General features: G+C 42.0%; 1 pseudogene. It reads right to left on the reverse strand.

Annotated features, from left to right (window positions below):
• Positions 1-4: 4 nt before the first annotated feature.
• Positions 5-238, reverse strand: a pseudogene (locus tag RYX56_RS25130) (IS110 family transposase); the annotation flags it as partial.

Consider the following 238-nt stretch of genomic DNA (forward strand, 5'->3'; position numbering starts at 1 on the left):
TTCCTTAGTTATTCACCTTCCTTCTTGGCGTGTATATTTGATCATTGCGTAGCAGCGCATCGATCAAACGCACAAGTTTTCTTGCCGTTAAGACGAGTGCTCTTTAGTGTTGGTGCTTAGGAACCTCATGATACTTTTTCAGGTAGTATGCCCGAAACTCAGATTCATTTCGCTGTACCGAGTTGGCAGCTTCAACAAGGTAATAACGAAGATAACGATTACCTGAGCGTATCATTTT

The sequence above is a fragment of the Alkalihalophilus lindianensis genome, from assembly GCF_032843265.1.
Lineage (GTDB): Bacteria > Bacillota > Bacilli > Bacillales > Bacillaceae_D > Alkalihalophilus > Alkalihalophilus lindianensis.